General features: G+C 63.8%; 16 protein-coding genes. 7 read left to right on the top strand and 9 right to left on the bottom strand.

Going from position 1 to position 17,188, the window contains the following annotated elements; genetic code table 11:
• The first annotated feature begins 38 nt into the window (after positions 1-38).
• Positions 39-1,055 carry a glutathione S-transferase family protein gene (locus FM069_RS00385; protein WP_143486147.1) on the top strand — a complete coding sequence of 339 codons (1,017 nt, stop codon included), beginning with the start codon at positions 39-41 and terminating at the stop codon, positions 1,053-1,055.
• Between the two features lie 20 nt (positions 1,056-1,075).
• On the opposite strand, the gene cysG is transcribed toward FM069_RS00385, so the two are convergent.
• From cysG to ftsK, 6 genes are read right to left on the bottom strand one after another with little or no spacing between them, the layout of a single operon-like run.
• On the bottom strand, positions 1,076-2,473 hold the full coding sequence (cysG, locus tag FM069_RS00380; RefSeq protein ID WP_143486146.1) for a siroheme synthase CysG: 1,398 nt from the start codon (positions 2,471-2,473) through the stop codon (positions 1,076-1,078).
• A gap of 50 nt (positions 2,474-2,523) precedes the next feature.
• Positions 2,524-3,804, bottom strand: a complete 1,281-nt coding sequence (gene serS / locus FM069_RS00375; protein WP_143486145.1) for a serine--tRNA ligase — start codon at positions 3,802-3,804, stop codon at positions 2,524-2,526.
• A 58-nt stretch (positions 3,805-3,862) separates the two neighbouring features.
• On the bottom strand, positions 3,863-4,237 hold the full coding sequence (gene crcB / locus FM069_RS00370; RefSeq protein WP_143486144.1) for a fluoride efflux transporter CrcB: 375 nt from the start codon (positions 4,235-4,237) through the stop codon (positions 3,863-3,865).
• On the bottom strand, positions 4,234-5,559 hold the full coding sequence (locus FM069_RS00365; protein ID WP_143486143.1) for a replication-associated recombination protein A: 1,326 nt from the start codon (positions 5,557-5,559) through the stop codon (positions 4,234-4,236). Before FM069_RS00365 ends, crcB begins: the two co-directional genes overlap by 4 nt.
• A gap of 1 nt (position 5,560) precedes the next feature.
• Positions 5,561-6,184 carry an outer membrane lipoprotein chaperone LolA gene (gene lolA, locus FM069_RS00360; RefSeq protein ID WP_143486142.1) on the bottom strand — a complete coding sequence of 208 codons (624 nt, stop codon included), beginning with the start codon at positions 6,182-6,184 and terminating at the stop codon, positions 5,561-5,563.
• Positions 6,185-6,209: 25 nt separating this feature from the next.
• Positions 6,210-8,663 (bottom strand): DNA translocase FtsK, encoded by a 2,454-nt coding sequence (ftsK, locus tag FM069_RS00355; protein WP_178106619.1) that lies wholly within the window; start codon positions 8,661-8,663, stop codon positions 6,210-6,212.
• Between the two features lie 218 nt (positions 8,664-8,881).
• Here ftsK and loiP point away from each other — a divergent pair, with 218 nt between their 5' ends.
• The 5 genes from loiP to infA all read left to right on the top strand — a co-directional run bounded on the left by loiP (position 8,882) and on the right by infA (position 12,460).
• Entirely contained in the window at positions 8,882-9,637 is a 756-nt protein-coding gene (gene loiP, locus FM069_RS00350) for a metalloprotease LoiP (protein WP_143486140.1), read from the top strand.
• Between the two features lie 66 nt (positions 9,638-9,703).
• A complete protein-coding gene (gene trxB / locus FM069_RS00345; protein ID WP_143486139.1) occupies positions 9,704-10,651 on the top strand; it encodes a thioredoxin-disulfide reductase in 948 nt (315 codons plus the stop codon).
• Positions 10,652-10,699: 48 nt separating this feature from the next.
• Complete coding sequence (gene aat, locus FM069_RS00340) at positions 10,700-11,380, top strand: leucyl/phenylalanyl-tRNA--protein transferase (RefSeq protein ID WP_143486138.1); 681 nt, start codon at positions 10,700-10,702, stop codon at positions 11,378-11,380.
• Positions 11,381-11,434: 54 nt separating this feature from the next.
• Entirely contained in the window at positions 11,435-12,142 is a 708-nt protein-coding gene (locus FM069_RS00335) for an arginyltransferase (protein WP_143486137.1), read from the top strand.
• 99 nt (positions 12,143-12,241) lie between these two features.
• Entirely contained in the window at positions 12,242-12,460 is a 219-nt protein-coding gene (gene infA / locus FM069_RS00330) for a translation initiation factor IF-1 (protein ID WP_002553999.1), read from the top strand.
• Between the two features lie 101 nt (positions 12,461-12,561).
• Here infA and clpA read toward each other — a convergent pair whose 3' ends face one another.
• Together clpA and clpS are read right to left on the bottom strand one after the other, a co-directional pair.
• Positions 12,562-14,832, bottom strand: a complete 2,271-nt coding sequence (clpA, locus tag FM069_RS00325; RefSeq protein WP_143486136.1) for an ATP-dependent Clp protease ATP-binding subunit ClpA — start codon at positions 14,830-14,832, stop codon at positions 12,562-12,564.
• Positions 14,833-14,862: 30 nt separating this feature from the next.
• Positions 14,863-15,228 (bottom strand): ATP-dependent Clp protease adapter ClpS, encoded by a 366-nt coding sequence (gene clpS / locus FM069_RS00320; protein WP_143486637.1) that lies wholly within the window; start codon positions 15,226-15,228, stop codon positions 14,863-14,865.
• Positions 15,229-15,452: 224 nt separating this feature from the next.
• Between clpS and cspD the strand changes: the two genes are divergently transcribed.
• Complete coding sequence (cspD, locus tag FM069_RS00315; protein WP_143486135.1) at positions 15,453-15,719, top strand: cold shock domain-containing protein CspD; 267 nt, start codon at positions 15,453-15,455, stop codon at positions 15,717-15,719.
• A gap of 59 nt (positions 15,720-15,778) precedes the next feature.
• Here cspD and icd read toward each other — a convergent pair whose 3' ends face one another.
• A complete protein-coding gene (gene icd, locus FM069_RS00310; protein WP_143486134.1) occupies positions 15,779-17,035 on the bottom strand; it encodes an NADP-dependent isocitrate dehydrogenase in 1,257 nt (418 codons plus the stop codon).
• Between the last annotated feature and the right edge of the window lie 153 nt (positions 17,036-17,188).

The following is a 17,188-nucleotide window of genomic DNA, read 5'->3' as shown; positions in this document are numbered from 1 at the left end:
GGCCAACCCGGTGTGCGGCCGGCGCAGGAGGAAGGGGCATGGGCGAACTCGTCGACGGCCAATGGCACGATCGCTGGTACGACACCGGCACCAGCGGACGTTTCGAACGCGAAGCAGCACAGCGGCGCCACTGGGTGACCGCCGACGGCCGCCCCGGGCCCACCGGCGAAGGCGGGTTCGCCGCCGAGGCCGGCCGTTATCACCTGTATGTCTCCCTCGCTTGCCCCTGGGCCCATCGCACCTTGATCCTGCGCTGGCTGAAGGGCCTGGAGGCGCTGATCGACGTCTCGGTGGTGGCCTGGTACATGGGGGCGAATGGCTGGACCTTCGACCGCGGCCAGGGCTCCAGCGGTGATCGGCTGGACGGTCTGGAGTTTCTGCACCAGCGCTACACCCGGGACGACCCCGCCTATACCGGCCATGTCACCGTGCCGGTGCTCTGGGATACCCGCAGCGATCGCATCGTCAGCAACGAGTCGGCGGACATCGTGCGCATGTTCAACCAGGCGTTCGACGGCCTCACCGGGAATCGCGACGACTTCTACCCGGCGCCGCTGCGCGCGGACATCGATGCGCTCAACGGACGCATCTACCCCCATATCAACAACGGCGTGTACCGCGCGGGCTTCGCCACCAGCCAGGCCGCCTACGAGGAAGCCTTCGACCAGGTGTTCGCCGAGCTGGACCACCTGGAACGGCGGCTGGAGACCCACCGTTACCTGACGGGCGAGTACCTGACCGAGGCGGATGTCCGGCTGTTCACCACCCTGATCCGCTTCGACGCCGTCTACCACGGCCATTTCAAGTGCAACCGGCAGCGGATCGAGGAATATCCCAACCTGTCCCAGTGGCTACGGGAGCTGTACCAATGGCCGGGCATCGCCGAAACCGTGGACCTCACCCATATCCAGCGGCACTACTACCTCAGCCACACCACGATCAACCCCAACGGGATCGTGCCCAAAGGGCCGCGCCTCGGCCTGGATCGCCCCTATGACCGGCCACGCCTGCCCGGCCGGGGCATCTTTCAGCGTGGAGAATCCGAGGTGTCTTGACCGAGTCGTCCCGAAGACAGTTAGTCAGGCTCGGGCTGCGCGCCTTCGAACCAGGCCAGTTTGTCCCGCAGGCGGACCACGTCGCCGACGATCACCAGGGTCGGCGCATGCACCTCGTGGCGGGCCACCAGCGCCGGCAAGTTCGCCAGGGTGCCGACGAATACCCGCTGGCGCGCAGTGGTGCCCTGCTGCACCAAGGCCGCCGGGGTATCGGCGTTGCACCCGTGGGCGACCAGTTGCTCGCAGATCAACGGCAGGCCCACCAGGCCCATGTAGAACACCAGGGTCTGCCCGGGCGCCGTTAGGTCCTGCCACGGCAGGTCGCAACTGCCGTCCTTGAGATGCCCAGTGACGAAGCGCACCGACTGGGCATGGTCGCGATGGGTCAGGGGAATGCCCGCGTAGGCGGCGCAGCCGGAGGCCGCGGTGATGCCCGGCACCACCTGAAACGGGATGCCCTGGGCGGCCAGTTCTTCGATCTCCTCGCCGCCACGGCCGAAGATGAACGGGTCGCCCCCCTTCAACCGCAGCACCCGCTTGCCTTGCCGCGCCAACTGGATCAATTGCTGGTTTATCTGCTCCTGAGGCAAGGCATGCTCGGCCCGGCGCTTGCCCACGTAGACGCGCTCGGCGTCTCGCCGGCACAGCTCGACGATGGCCGGCGCCACCAGGCGGTCGTAGAGCACCACGTCGGCCTGCTGCATCAGGCGCAGCGCACGGAACGTCAACAGGTCCGGGTCGCCCGGGCCGGCACCCACCAGGTAGACCTCGCCCACGGCGGGCGAAGGCCCGTCGGCCAGCCGCACCTCCAGCAGCCGCTCCGCCTCTTGGGCGCGACCGGCCAGCAACCGCTCGGCCACCTCGCCCTGGAACACTTCTTCCCAGAACGCCCGCCGCTGTCCGACTTCGGGAATCCGCTGTTTCACCCGGCTGCGGAAGCGCTTTGCCAGGCCAGCCAGTTGCCCATAGGTCGTCGGCACCCAGCTTTCGATTCGGGCACGGATCAGGCGCGCCAGCACTGGGGCGTCGCCGCCACTGGAAACCGCCACCATCAGGGGCGAACGGTCGACGATGGCCGGGAAGATCACGCTGCACAGCGCTGGCGCGTCCACCACGTTGACCGGGATGCCCAAGGCCTGGGCATCCCGGGAAACCGCGGCGTTCAGCGCCTCGTCGTCGGTAGCGGCAATCACCAACCGGCATGCCGCCAAGTCATCGGCGCGATAGCCGCGCTCGAGCCAGGCGCCCTTGCCTCCGGACACCAGTTCCCGCAGTTCGGGTTCGAGGGTCGGCGCGACCACCCGCAGGCAGGCGCCGGCCTGGGCCAGCAGGCGCGCCTTGCGCAACGCCACCTCGCCCCCGCCCACCACGAGCACCTGGTGCCCGCGCAGGTTATGGAACAGTGGAAGGTAATCCATCGGGAATCCCGCCAGGAAAATGAAAGGCCGGGCGTACCCGGCCGCCGTCGTCAGCCGATGCGGTCGATCCCGCCCATGTAGGGGCGCAGGACCTCGGGCACGACGATGGAGCCATCGGCCTGCTGGTAGTTCTCCAGCACGGCCACCAGGGTACGTCCCACGGCGAGGCCGGACCCGTTGAGGGTATGCACCAGTTCCGGCTTGCCGGTTTCCGGGTTGCGGTAGCGAGCCTGCATGCGCCGCGCCTGGAAATCGCCGCAGGTGGAGCAGGACGAGATTTCCCGGTACTTGTCCTGGCTGGGCACCCAGACTTCCAGGTCATAGGTCTTGGTGGCACCAAAGCCCATGTCACCGGTGCACAGGGCCAGCACGCGATACGGCAGTTCCAGCAATTGCAGCACCCGCTCGGCATTGCCGGTGAGCGCCTCCAGGGCCTCGAAGGATTTCTCCGGCTCGACGATCTGCACCATTTCCACCTTGTCGAACTGGTGCTGGCGGATCATGCCGCGGGTGTCGCGACCGGAAGCGCCCGCCTCGCTGCGGAAGCATGGGGTGTGGGCGACGAACTTCAGCGGCAACTGCTTGGGATCGAGGATCTGCCCAGCCGCCAGGTTGGTCAGGGTCACTTCGGCGGTGGGGATCAGGTAGAAGTCCGCCTCGCCTTCACGGGCGATCTTGAACAGGTCTTCCTCGAACTTGGGCAACTGGCCGGTTCCCTGCAGCGCCGGGGCCTGTACCAGGTAAGGGGTGTAGGCCTCTTCGTAGCCGTGCTCGGCGGTGTGCAGGTTGATCATGAACTGGGCCAGGGCCCGGTGCAGGCGGGCGATGGGCCCGCGCATCACCGCGAAACGTGCGCCCGACAGCCGCGCCGCTGCCTCGAAGTCCAGCCAACCGTGCTGCTCGCCGAGGCTGACATGGTCGCGCACGCTGAACGCAAAGCGCTTCGGCTCGCCCCAGCGGCGGATTTCGACGTTGCCGTCCTCATCGGCACCCACCGGGACCGATTCGTGGGGCAGGTTGGGCAGGCTGAGCAGCAGGGTATCCAGGTCGGCCTGGATGGACTCCAGCTCGCGCTTGCCCTCCTCCAGTTCGCTGCCCATGCGGTCCACTTCCGCCAGCAGGGGCGCGATGTCCTCGCCGCGCTGCTTGGCCTGGCCGATGGACTTGGAGCGGGTGTTGCGTTCGGCCTGCAGCTGTTCGGTACGGGTCTGCACCTGTTTGCGCTGGGCTTCGAGCGCTTCGATACGCGCCACGTCCAGCTGGAAGCCACGGGTGGCGAGGCGTTGCGCCACGTCCTGCAACTGGGTGCGTATCAATTTCGAATCGAGCATGTCCTACTCTCAAGCTGAACGGAAAAGAAAAGGCGCCAATGCCGCTGGCATCGGGGCATCACATGCGGGCGAAGGATAACCCTGCCCAGACGGCGAATAAACCGCCGAGGATGCTGCAGGCGAGATAGGCCATGGCCAGGGCCGTCTGGCCGTTCTCCAGCAGCCGCACCACCTCGAGGCTGAACGAGGAAAACGTCGTCAGGCCGCCGATCACGCCCACGGTCAGGCCAAGGCGCAGCTCCACCGGCAGGTCGGTGCGCAGCAGGAACAAACCGTTCAGGTAGCCGATCACCAGGCAACCCACCACGTTCACCGCCAGGGTGCCGAGAAACGCGTGGCGCGGCCACTGGCTGGCCGCCAGGTATGAGGTGAGAAAGCGCAGCACCGAGCCGAAGGCACCGCCCAAGGCCACGGCGACCATCGTGCGAATCATGTCTTTCTCCGCTTCCACGGGCTGGCCTGGTCCAGCGCGTCCAGATGAGCCAGCTTGTCACGGATCTTCAGCTCCAGGCCGCGGGGAACCGGCTCGTAGTAGCGCCGCGGCTCCAGGGTATCCGGGAAATAGTCCTCGCCGGCCGCATAGGCGTCCGGCTCGTCGTGGGCATAGCGGTACTCGTCGCCATAACCCAGCTGTTTCATCAGCTTGGTGGGGGCGTTTCGCAGGTGCAGCGGCACTTCCAGGGAGCCCTGCTCGGCGGCATCGCGCATGGCGGCCTTGAATGCGGTGTAGACGGCGTTGCTCTTCGGCGCGCACGCCAGGTAGACCAGGGCCTGGGCCACCGCCAGCTCCCCTTCCGGGCTGCCCAGGCGCTCTTGTACGTCCCAGGCCGCCAGGCACAGGCTCAAGGCCCGTGGGTCGGCGTTGCCGATGTCCTCGCTGGCCATGCGCACCACCCGCCGGGCGATGTACAGGGGATCGCAGCCGCCATCCAGCATCCGCGCGAACCAGTAGAGGGTCGCGTCCGGGTCGGATCCGCGCACCGATTTGTGCAGGGCGGAAATCTGGTCGTAGAACGCCTCGCCGCCCTTGTCGAACCGGCGTCGGCTGTCCCCCAGCAGGTCCTGCAGCAGCTCCACGGCAATGGTGCCGCCGTCGTCCACCAGGTCGGCGGCGTTCTCCAGCAGGTTGAGCAGGCGCCGGCCATCGCCATCCGCGGCCGCCATCAGCAGGACGAGACTTTCCTCCGGCAGGTCGAGGTGCCGCGCGCCCAGGCCCTTCTCCTCGCTCAAGGCCCGGGCGGCCAGCTTGCGCAGCGCGGCTTCGTCCAGGCTTTTCAGGACGTACACCCGGGCCCGGGACAGCAGCGCGTTATTCAGCTCGAAGGACGGGTTCTCGGTGGTGGCGCCGATGAAGATCAGCGTGCCGTCTTCCACGTACGGCAGAAAAGCATCCTGCTGGCTCTTGTTGAAGCGGTGCACTTCGTCGACGAAGAGGATGGTCTGGCGGCCGTACTGGGCGGCCTGCTGCTTGGCCACTTCCACGGCCTGGCGGATTTCCTTGACCCCCGAGAGCACTGCCGAGAGGGTCTCGAAATGGGCATCGGTCACCTGTGCCAGAAGTCGCGCGAGGGTGGTCTTGCCCACCCCCGGCGGCCCCCAGAAGATCATTGAGTGCAGCGCACCCTGTTCCAGGGCTTCCCGTAGCGGCTTGCCCGGCGCCAGCAGATGCTGCTGGCCGGCATACTCGTCCAGGCCGGTGGCGCGAAGGCGCGCCGCCAGTGGCTGGGCGATGGGCTCGCGGCGGAACAGGTCCATGTCACTCCTGGATCACGTCGGCGCCTTCGGGCACCTGGAAGTCGAACTGCTTGGCGTCCACCGGCGGGTTCATCTTCACGCTCATGAACAGGATGTTGGTGCGCTGGCCAACGCCGTCGATCAGTTGCATGTCGTTGACTACCCCACCCCGGAAGGACAGGCGCAGGGTGTCGAACAGCGTGTCCTTGGCCTTCGGCTTGAGCATGAAGTCCACCACGTCGCCGGCTTCCTTGTGGGTGATCTCGAAATTCTCACTGATGCTGGAGACGTCGCCCGACAGCAGCAGCGCCGGGGTATGGGTCAGGCGCTGGTCCAGGGTCTGGATGGTTACCTGCTGCAGGTCCGGGTCGTACAGCCAGACCTTCTGCCCGTTGGAGACCAGCAGCTGTTCCTGGGGCGCATCGGTGTGCCAGCGGAACAGGCCCGGGCGCTTCAGGCTCATTTCACCGGAGGTTTCCTGGAGCTGAGTGCCGGAGCCGTCCAGGGTCAGCTGGGAAAACCGTCCCGTGATGGTCTGTGCCTTGCTCAGCAGCTCGCTCAGGCGCTTGACGGCGGTGTCGTCGGCCTGGGCCTGTACGGCGGTGAAACCCAGCAGGGCGATCAGCAGCATGCGGATGGTGCGCATGGAATCCTCGTGACTTCAGGGAAAATTAATCGCGCACCGGCGAGGGTGCAATGACTTCGCGGGAACCGTTGGTGTTCATGGGGCTGACCACACCGGCCATTTCCATGGCCTCGATCATGCGCGCCGCACGGTTGTAGCCGATCTTCAGCTTGCGCTGCACGGCGGAGATGGAGGCCCGCCGGCTCTCGGTGACGAAGCGCACCGCCTCGTCATAGAGCGGGTCTTCCTCGCTGCCCTCCCCGCCTTCACCGGAACCGCTGCCGCCATCGAAGCCACTGCCAGCTTCCTCGACGCCCGCCAGGATGTCTTCGATGTAGTCGGGCGCGCCCCGCAGCTTCCAGGCCTCCACCACCCGGTGCACTTCCTCGTCCGACACGAACGCGCCATGGACGCGAATCGGCAGGCCGGTGCCCGGCGGCAGGTAGAGCATGTCGCCATGGCCCAGTAGCTGCTCGGCGCCGCCCTGGTCGAGAATGGTCCGCGAGTCGATCTTGCTGGAGACTTGGAACGCCATGCGGGTGGGAATGTTGGCCTTGATCAGGCCGGTGATCACGTCCACTGACGGGCGCTGGGTGGCGAGGATCAGGTGGATGCCGGCGGCCCGCGCCTTCTGGGCGATCCGGGCAATCAGCTCCTCCACCTTCTTGCCGACGATCATCATCATGTCGGCGAATTCGTCCACCACCACCACGATGGTCGGTAGCTTGGTCAGTAGCGGGGCTTCGTCCTCCATGTTCTCGCGGCGGTACAGCGGATCGGTGAGGGGCGTCCCGGCATCCTCGGCATCCTTCACCTTGCGGTTGAAGCCCGCCAGGTTACGCACGCCCATGGCGGCCATCAGCTTGTAGCGGCGCTCCATCTCGGCGACCGACCAGCGCAGCGCGTTGGCGGCCTCCTTCATGTCGGTCACCACCGGGCACAGCAGGTGCGGAATGCCTTCGTAGATCGACAGCTCCAGCATCTTCGGGTCGATCATGATCAGGCGGGCATCCTCTGGCCCGGACTTGAACAGGATCGACAGGAGCATCGCGTTGACCCCCACCGACTTACCAGAACCGGTGGTACCGGCCACCAGCAGGTGCGGCATCTTCGCCAGGTCCGTGATGACTGGCCGGCCACCGATGTCATGGCCTAGGGCCAGGGTGACCGGCGACTTGGCGTCATCGTACTCGCTGGATTCCAGCACCTCGGAGAAGCGCACGATCTGCCGGTCTTCGTTGGGAATCTCGATACCGACGGTGGTCTTGCCGGGAATGACTTCCACCACCCGCACGCTGATCACCGCCAGGGAGCGGGCCAGGTCCTTGGCCAGGTTGGAAATCCTGCTGACCTTGACGCCAGGCGCCGGCTGGATCTCAAAGCGGGTGATCACCGGACCGGGGTGCACCGACTCCACCGTCACTTCCACGCCGAATTCCTTCAGCTTGATCTCCAGCAGGCGCGACATCGCCTCCAGGGACTCGGGCGAATAGCTTTTCTGCTTCTTCTCGGCCGGGTCGAGGATCGAGATGGGCGGCAATGTACCTTCTACTGCGCTGTCCACGAACAGTGGCGCCTGCCGCTCCTGCTGCACGCGCTTACTGGGTTCGGCGGGCTTCGCCGGTGCCGGCGGGGTGATGGTGGGCGGCTGGCGCTTCTCCCGCTCGGTCATGTGCTTGCTGAGGGAATCCTCACGCTCGATCAGACGCTCCTTCACCTTGGCCTGCTCGCGGCGGTCAGGCACCACCGGCGCGGCCACCACGCTGACCCGCTCGTCGACTTCCCGCAGCTTCTCGGCCAGTTGCAGACGCTCGGTGCGGGCCCGCCACCAGCCGGTGGCAGCGTTCTGGATGAGTTCGAAGAAATCGAGGGTGATCTTGCCGGTCAGGTCCATGGCGCGGAACCAGGACAGGTCGGTGAAGACCGTCAGGCCGAACAGGAACAGGGCGATGAACAGCAACGTGCTGCCCTGGACGTTCAGCGCGGTGACCGCCAGTTGCCCGAGGCTCTCGCCCAGGGCGCCCCCGGCGGACGCCGGCATGCCCGGGGCAGAATGGAAATGGATGAACGCCAGCGCCGAGCCTGACAGCACCAGGAATACCAGGCCGATCAGCCGCCAGGAAAACAGCCAGCCGCTCCACTCCCAACTGCGATGCCGGGAGCGGAAGACCTGGAATGTCTTGACCGCCAGCAACAAGGGGAACAGGTAGGCGAAGTAGCCCAGCACCATGAACAGCACGTCGGCGAACCAGGCACCGGCACGACCGGCCGCGTTATGCACCTGCTCGCTGTTGCTGGTATGGGTCCAGCCCGGGTCGGTGGCGTCGTAGGTCAGCAGCGCCATCCACAGGTAGATGCACAGCGCACCCAGGGCGATCAGCGCACCCTCTTTCAGGCGGTATTGGATCTGCTGGCGCCACATGGGCACCTGCGCGGAAGTCGGGGAATTCTTCAAAACGCGTTTATTTCCTGCGCTCGCGGCGCCTAGAACTCTGAACATCGAAGCTCGCCATTGTAAGGCTTTGCAGACGTGACGCCAGCCTGGCGCACCGGATCGGCTCGCCCCGGCACAGAGTCGGAGCGCCATGAAAATGATGTCTCAAAAGGAGAAACACTCCGCACTGTGACAGCGGAACGCTCTTATATACTCGCGCCTTGCTGAGTTTCACCTTCGCCCCTTCATTTCGACTCTAAGATTTACCGACAGGAGCAGCCCTCATGAAAAAACAGACTCTCGCCAGCCTCATCGCCGCAGCCACCTTGCTCGGCGGCTGCCAGAACTTCGACGCGGGCGGCCTCATGGATAGCGGCGTTTCCGCCTTCAAGGCTGCGACCCTGAGCGACGCCGAGGTCAAGCAGATCGCCGATGGCGCCTGCAAGCAGCAAGACAAGGAGAACAAGATCGCCCCCGCCGGCAGCAAGTACACCCAGCGCCTGAACAAGATCGCCAAGGCGCTCGGCAGCGAAATCGAGGGGACTCCGGTCAACTACAAGGTCTACCTGACCAAGGAAGAAAACGCCTGGGCCATGGCCAACGGCTGCATCCGCGTCTACAGCGGCCTGATGGACTCCTTCACCGACAACGAAATCGAAGGCGTGCTGGGCCACGAGATGGGCCACGTCGCCCTCGGTCACAGCAAGAAAGCCGCGCAGATCGCTTATGCCTCCCAGGCCGCGCGCATGGCTGCCGCCTCCTCCACCAACGCCGCCGTTTCCTCCCTCTCCAGTTCCGACTACGGCGCACTGGGCGAGGAGCTGATCAACTCGCAGTTTTCGCAATCCCAGGAAAGCGATGCCGACGCCTTCTCGGTGCAACTGCTGCTCAAGCGCAAGCTGAACCCCATGGGCCTGGCTACCGCGATGGACAAGCTCGCCAAGGAAGAAGGTAGCGACCACAGCCTGCTGTCCTCCCACCCGGCGAGCACCGAGCGTGCCGAGCACATCCGCGAGCTGATTGCCGCCAGCAAGAAATAAGTGAAGTTCAGGTATGCTCTAGCCTTTGCTCGAGCATACCTGTCTCACCCGAAGGACTTCCCCCCGATGACCGATGTCAAACACTCCCGCCTGATCATCCTCGGCTCTGGCCCCGCCGGCTATACCGCCGCCGTCTACGCCGCCCGCGCGAACCTCAAGCCGCTGGTCATCACCGGCATCCAGCCAGGCGGCCAACTGACCACCACCACCGAGGTGGACAACTGGCCGGGCGACATCGAAGGCCTGACCGGCCCTGCGCTGATGGAGCGCATGCAGAAGCATGCCGAGCGCTTCGACACCGAAATCGTCTACGACCACATCCATACCGCCGAACTGCAGCAGAAGCCCTTCACCTTGAAGGGTGACAACGCTACCTATACTTGCGACGCGCTGATCATCGCCACCGGCGCCAGCGCCCAGTACCTCGGCCTACCGTCCGAGGACGCGTTCTCCGGCAAGGGTGTATCCGCCTGCGCCACCTGCGACGGCTTTTTCTATCGCAACCAGGTGGTCGCGGTGATCGGCGGCGGCAACACCGCGGTCGAGGAAGCCCTGTACCTGGCCAACATCGCCAAGGAAGTGCACCTCATCCACCGCCGCGACAAGCTGCGCTCCGAGAAAATCCTTCAGGACAAGCTGTTCGAGAAGGCGGAAAACGGCAATGTGCGCCTGCACTGGAACCACACCTTGGACGAAGTCCTGGGTGACGACAGCGGCGTGACCGGCGTGCGCCTGAAAAGCGTGGCGGACGGCTCCACCCACGAACTGCCCCTGGCGGGCGTCTTCGTCGCCATCGGCCACAAGCCCAACACCGACCTGTTCCGCGACCAATTGGACATGCGTGATGGTTATCTGGTGGTCAAGGGCGGCGGCGAAGGCAATGCCACCGCCACCAGCATCGAAGGTGTCTTCGCGGCCGGTGACGTGGCCGACCATGTCTATCGCCAGGCGATCACGTCGGCGGGGGCCGGCTGCATGGCCGCGCTGGACGCCGAAAAGTACCTGGACCTGTAAGGCACCTGGCTGCGCGCCCTGCGCGCAGCCCTCAACGAGCGTCCTCGCATGCTCACCTGGCTGAACCGGAACTCTTGGGAATTCCCTCCCCTCCATCAGGCTCTGCGCGACCCCAATGGGCTGCTGGCGGCGGGCGGAGACCTGTCCGCCGAACGCCTGTACCGGGCCTATCGCCACGGCTGCTTCCCGTGGTTCGACGAAGGCCAGCCGGTCCTGTGGTGGTCACCTGACCCACGCACCGTGCTGTTTCCCGATGAGCTTCATGTATCCCGCAGCCTGGCCAAGGTACTGCGGCAGGAGCGCTACCGGGTGACCTTCGACCACTGCTTCGAAGCGGTGATCGGCGCCTGTGCAGCGCCCCGCGCCTATGCGTCCGGCACATGGATCACGCCCCCCATGCAGGCCGCCTACATCGACCTGCACCACCGCGGGCTCGCCCACTCCGTGGAGGTTTGGCAAGGCGATGAGCTGGTGGGCGGCCTCTACGGACTGGCCATCGGGCAGCTGTACTTCGGCGAATCCATGTTCAGCCGCGCCGACGATGCATCCAAGGTGGGCTTCGTCACGCTGGTAGAGCGCCTGAAAACCTGGGGATTCGTACTGATCGACTGCCAGATGCCCACACGCCACTTGCAAAGCCTGGGCGCCCGCTCGATTCCGCGAGAAGAATTCGCGAGCTACCTGGCGCGTCACCTGGACGCATCGACAACCGCCGACTGGCTCGCCTAGGCGACTGTCCTAGCCTGGCATACACTTGCCTTGAGGGTTTCCCGAGGTTCGACCATGACCGAGCTGGCACGCCTGAAGTTCTATGCCACCCAGCCCCATCCTTGCAGCTACCTGCCCGAAGAACAGGCCACTACGCTGTTCCTCGATCCCAGTCAGCCCATGGATGCGCAGGTCTATGCCGAACTGTCCGAACTGGGCTTCCGACGCAGCGGCGATCACCTCTACCGCCCCCACTGCCAGCGCTGCAATGCCTGTGTCCCCGCGCGCATCCCCGCCGACCGCTTCGAACCCAACCGGCAGCAACGCAAGATTCTCAAGCGTAATGCGGATCTGCAGGTCCGCTCCTGCCGCCCAGCCTTCACCAGCGAGTACTACAGCCTGTACGCGCGCTATATCGAGCTGCGGCACGCGGACGGCGACATGTACCCGCCCAGCCGGGAGCAGTTCACCACCTTCCTGGTGCGGGATTTGCCCTTCTCCCGCTTCTATGAATTCCGCCTGGGTGACCGCCTGTTGGCGGTGGCGGTCACCGACGTACTGCCCAATGGGCTGTCGGCGGTCTACACCTTCTACGATCCCGACGAAGAACGCCGCAGCCTGGGCCGCTACGCCATTCTCTGGCAGATAGGCGAGACCGAGCGCCTGGGCCTTCAGGCGGTTTACCTGGGGTACTGGATCAAGAATTGTCGGAAGATGAACTACAAGACCCAGTACCGCCCCATCGAGCTTTTCGTCAATCAGCGCTGGGCTTGCCTGACGTGAAACGCTTGGCGACCTAACCGTTTTTCAGGCACAATGCATGCCGTTTTTACTGGGTGCATTCGTACCCGGTTCGCCATTCGATACCGAGGGTTCTACTGCATGTCGAAAGAAGACAGCTTCGAAATGGAAGGCACTGTCGTCGACACCCTGCCCAACACCATGTTTCGCGTGGAGTTGGAAAACGGGCACGTCGTTACCGCGCACATCTCCGGAAAGATGCGCAAGAACTACATCCGCATCCTGACGGGCGATAAAGTCCGCGTCGAACTGACCCCCTACGATCTGAGCAAAGGCCGCATCACCTACCGCGCCCGCTGATAGCTCGACGTTTCGCTCTACCGTATACCGGCTTGCAACGATTGTAAGTCGCATAAGAAAACGCCCGACATATGCCGGGCGTTTCTGTTTGCGCATTTCACTCAGGCCAGTTCGGCCGTCGTCTCATACTCGAACTCCAGTTCGCCGTCCTTCAGGTCGACATGCACCAGGCCGCCGTGCTCGGCGAGGTCGCCGAACAGGATTTCCTCGGCCAGCGGGCGCTTGATCTTGTCCTGAATAAGCCGCGCCATGGGCCGTGCGCCCATCTGGACATCGTAGCCACTGCGCGCCAGCCAGTCCCGAGCCGCGTCGCTGACTTCCAGCTGAACCCGCTTGTCTTCCAGCTGCGCCTGCATTTCCGTGAGGAATTTGTCGACGATGCTCTTGATGACCTCGTGGCTCAGGCGACCAAACTGGATGATGGTATCCAGGCGGTTGCGGAATTCCGGCGTGAAGCTCTTCTTGATCACTTCCATCGCATCCGAGGAGTGATCCTGGTGCGTGAAACCGATGGAAGCCCGGGACGCCGTCTCGGCCCCGGCATTGGTGGTCATGATCAGGATGACATTGCGGAAATCCGCCTTGCGGCCGTTGTTGTCGGTTAGCGTTCCGTGATCCATCACCTGCAGCAGCAGGTTGAAGACTTCGGGATGCGCCTTCTCGATTTCATCGAGCAACAGCACGCAATGCGGCTGCTTGGTAATCGCCTCGGTCAGCAGGCCACCCTGGTCGAACCCTACGTAGCCGGGCGGTGCACCGATGAGCCGGGACACGGTATGACGCTCCATGTACTCGGACATATCGAAGCGAACCAGTTCGACACCTAGCGCCTTGGCCAACTGACGCGCCGCCTCGGTCTTACCCACACCCGTCGGCCCGGCAAACAGGAAGGAGCCGACCGGCTTGTCCGGCGACTTCAAACCGGCTCGGGACAGCTTGATGGCGGTAGCCAGGGAATCGATCGCTGCATCCTGGCCGAACACCGTGAGCTTGAGATCGCGCTCCAGGTTGCGCAGCAGTTCCTTGTCGGAGCTGCTGACATGCTTGGGTGGAATGCGGGCGATCTTCGCCACGATGTCTTCCACCTGGGCCACCTCGATGCGCTTGACCCGACGCTCTTCGGGCTGCAGCCGCTGGTAGGCGCCCGCCTCGTCGATGACATCGATGGCCTTGTCGGGCATGTGCCGGTCATTGATATAGCGAGCCGACAGTTCGGCCGCCGCGCGAAGCGCCTCTTCAGCGTATTCGATGTGGTGGTGCTGCTCGAAACGAGCCTTGAGCCCCTTGAGGATGCCGAAGGTGTCCTCGATGGACGGCTCCACCACATCCACCTTCTGGAAGCGACGCGCCAGCGCCCGATCCTTCTCGAAAATGCCGCGGAACTCCTGGAAGGTGGTTGAACCGATGCAACGGATCTCGCCCGAAGAGAGTAGCGGCTTCAACAGGTTGGACGCATCCATGACCCCACCCGAGGCCGCACCGGCACCGATGATGGTGTGGATCTCGTCGATGAACAGGATGGCATGGGGGCGCTTGCGCAGCTCATTGAGCAACGCCTTGAAGCGCTTCTCGAAGTCGCCGCGGTACTTGGTACCCGCCAGCAGTGCACCCAGATCCAGGGAATACACCACGCTTTCGGACAGCAGGTCCGGCACTTCGCCATCCACGATGCGCTTGGCCAGGCCTTCGGCGATCGCGGTCTTGCCCACGCCCGCCTCACCCACAAGCAGCGGGTTGTTCTTGCGGCGACGGGCCAGGATCTGCGCGACGCGCTCCACTTCGTTTTCGCGACCTACCAGAGGGTCGATGCGCCCCTGGCGGGCCAGCTCGTTGAGGTTGCTGGTGTAGGCATCCAGCGGATGCCCGGAAGAAGACGACTCGCCACCCTCTTCATCCTGCATATCTTGCTCGCTGTCATGCTGCTCGTTATGACCAGGCACCTTGGAAATGCCATGGGCGATGTAATTGACGACATCGATACGGGCGACGCTCTGCTGCTTGAGCAGGAACACGGCCTGGCTTTCCTGTTCGCTGAAGATGGCCACCAGCACGTTGGCACCAGTGACTTCACGCTTGCCCGAGCTTTGTACGTGGAAGACCGCGCGCTGGAGCACGCGCTGGAAACCGAGCGTCGGCTGGGTTTCGCGCTCCTCGTCATGCTGGGGTATCAGCGGCGTGGTGGAATCGATGAATTCCTTGAGGTCGTGGCGAAGCTTGTCCAGATTAGCGCCGCACGAGCGCAGCACGGTCGCTGCAGCCTCGTTGTCGAGCAAGGCCAGCAATAGATGCTCGACCGTCATGAACTCGTGACGCTTGGAACGAGCCTCCTTGAAGGCGAGATTGAGGGTGACTTCGAGCTCTCGGTTCAACATAGCTTCACCTCATACCCTAGCGGCCGGCGGTTAACCGTCCTTCTCAATTTCACAGAGTAGCGGATGCTGGCTCTCTCTCGCGTACTGGTTGACCTGCATGGCCTTGGTCTCGGCAATATCGCGGGTGTAGCGGCCACACACTGCGCGCCCCTCCGTATGGACGACCAGCATGATCTTGGTGGCCAGCTCGCGGTCCATGTTGAAGAACATTTCGAGCACTTGGACAACAAAATCCATCGGGGTGTAGTCGTCGTTGTACAAAATTACCTTGTACATGGGCGGCGCCTGGAGCGCGGGTTTCGCTTCCTGGATCGCAAGGCCCGAACCGTCATCTTCGCGAGGCGACGACGAGTGGTCCTGATTGAATGTTAGTCGAATCTCGCTGTTTGCATGCATGCTGGAAAAATGTTCGCGACTGGTGAGCCAGAGGGGCCGAAGGATTTTGACCGGCTTCGAAGCCGGACGCAGCATTGCCTTGACTAACGGCAAAAGGGTGTTAAAACCAATGGAATACCCAACCGGGTATATGGGGTTCCGCGCCCTCGCCTACAAGGTTCGTTCGCGCGGAGTCGAAGTGGATGATACTCCAGTGATGGAGTCCTTTGCAGAGGGATATCAGCATGCTTAGCGGTAAGGTCAAGTGGTTCAACAACGCCAAAGGCTACGGTTTCATCGTCGCTGATGGCAGAGATGAGGACCTATTCGCCCACTATTCGGCCATCCAGATGGACGGTTACAAGACACTCAAGGCCGGCCAACCGGTGAGCTTCGATATTTTGCAGGGCCCCAAAGGCCTGCATGCCGTGAACATTCGGGCAGCGACAGCCACCACCCCATCGGCAACGACCCCCACTACCCAGCCTGAAAGGAGTCCGGCTGAAGCCTAAGCCCATTGACGGGCATAAAAAAAGCCGGTCATTGACCGGCTTTTTTCGTTCCACAGCGCTTACATGTGAGCAATGGTGGCATCGCCGAACTGCGAGCAGGACTGCAGTTGAGCACCTTCCATCAGACGCTCGAAGTCATAGGTGACCTTCTTCGCGGCGATGGCGCCTTCGGTGCCCTTGATGATCAGGTCCGCAGCCTCGGTCCAGCCCATGTGGCGCAGCATCATCTCGGCAGAGAGGATCAGCGAGCCCGGGTTGACCTTGTCCTGGCCCGCGTACTTCGGCGCGGTGCCGTGGGTGGCTTCGAACATGGCCACGGTGTCGGACAGGTTGGCGCCCGGGGCGATGCCGATGCCGCCCACCTCCGCCGCCAGGGCGTCGGACAGGTAGTCACCGTTCAGGTTGAGGGTGGCGATCACGTCGTACTCGGCCGGACGCAGCAGGATCTGCTGCAGCATGGCGTCGGCGATCACGTCCTTGACCACGACGTTCTTGCCAGTCTTCGGGTTCTTGAACTGCATCCAGGGGCCGCCATCCAGCAGCTGCGCGCCGAACTCGTCACGCGCCACCTCGTAGCCCCACTCCTTGAAGGCACCTTCGGTGAACTTCATGATGTTGCCCTTGTGGACGATGGTCACGGAATCGCGATCATTGTCCACGGCGTACTGAAGCGCCTTGCGCACCAGACGCTTGGTGCCGTCCTGGGAGACCGGCTTGATGCCGATGCCGCAGTTCTCGGTGAAGCGGATTTTCTTGACGCCCATTTCCTCGGTGAGGAACTTGATGACCTTCTCGGCCTCGGGCGAACCGGCTTTCCATTCCACGCCGGCATAGATGTCTTCGGAGTTCTCGCGGAAGATCACCATGTCCACGTCGCCCGGTTTCTTGACGGGGCTGGGCACGCCGGTGAACCAACGTACGGGGCGCTGGCAGACGTACAGGTCGAGTTCCTGGCGCAGCGCGACGTTCAGGGAGCGGATGCCGCCACCGACGGGCGTGGTCAGCGGGCCCTTGATCGAAACCACGTAGTCGCGGACGGCTTCCAGGGTTTCTTTCGGCAGCCAGGTGTCCTGATCGTAGACCTGGGTGGCCTTCTCGCCGGCGTACACTTCCATCCAGGCGATTTTGCGCTCACCGCCGTAGGCCTTTTCGACGGCGGCGTCGACGACCTTGATCATGACCGGGCTGATGTCGACACCGATGCCGTCACCCTCGATGTAGGGGATGATCGGGTTGTTGGGCACGTTCAGGGACATATCGGCATTGACGGTGATTTTGTCACCGCTCGCAGGCACCTGGATCTTTTGGTATCCCATGCTGGACTCCGTTGTTTTCGTGGGTCAGACACTGCCACGCGCATTCGCCTGGCAGATGAACTTGGGTCTCGAAAGGCGTGACATTCTTGTAGTTTTTCTACAGAAAGTCACGCCCTTTAACATCGGCGCACGCCCTTCGCAAAGGCTGCGGAG

It is taken from the genome of Pseudomonas mangiferae (assembly GCF_007109405.1).
GTDB lineage: Bacteria > Pseudomonadota > Gammaproteobacteria > Pseudomonadales > Pseudomonadaceae > Pseudomonas_T > Pseudomonas_T mangiferae.
Note: the sequence above shows the minus strand (reverse complement) of the source record. Positions and strands in the feature narration are given on the sequence as shown.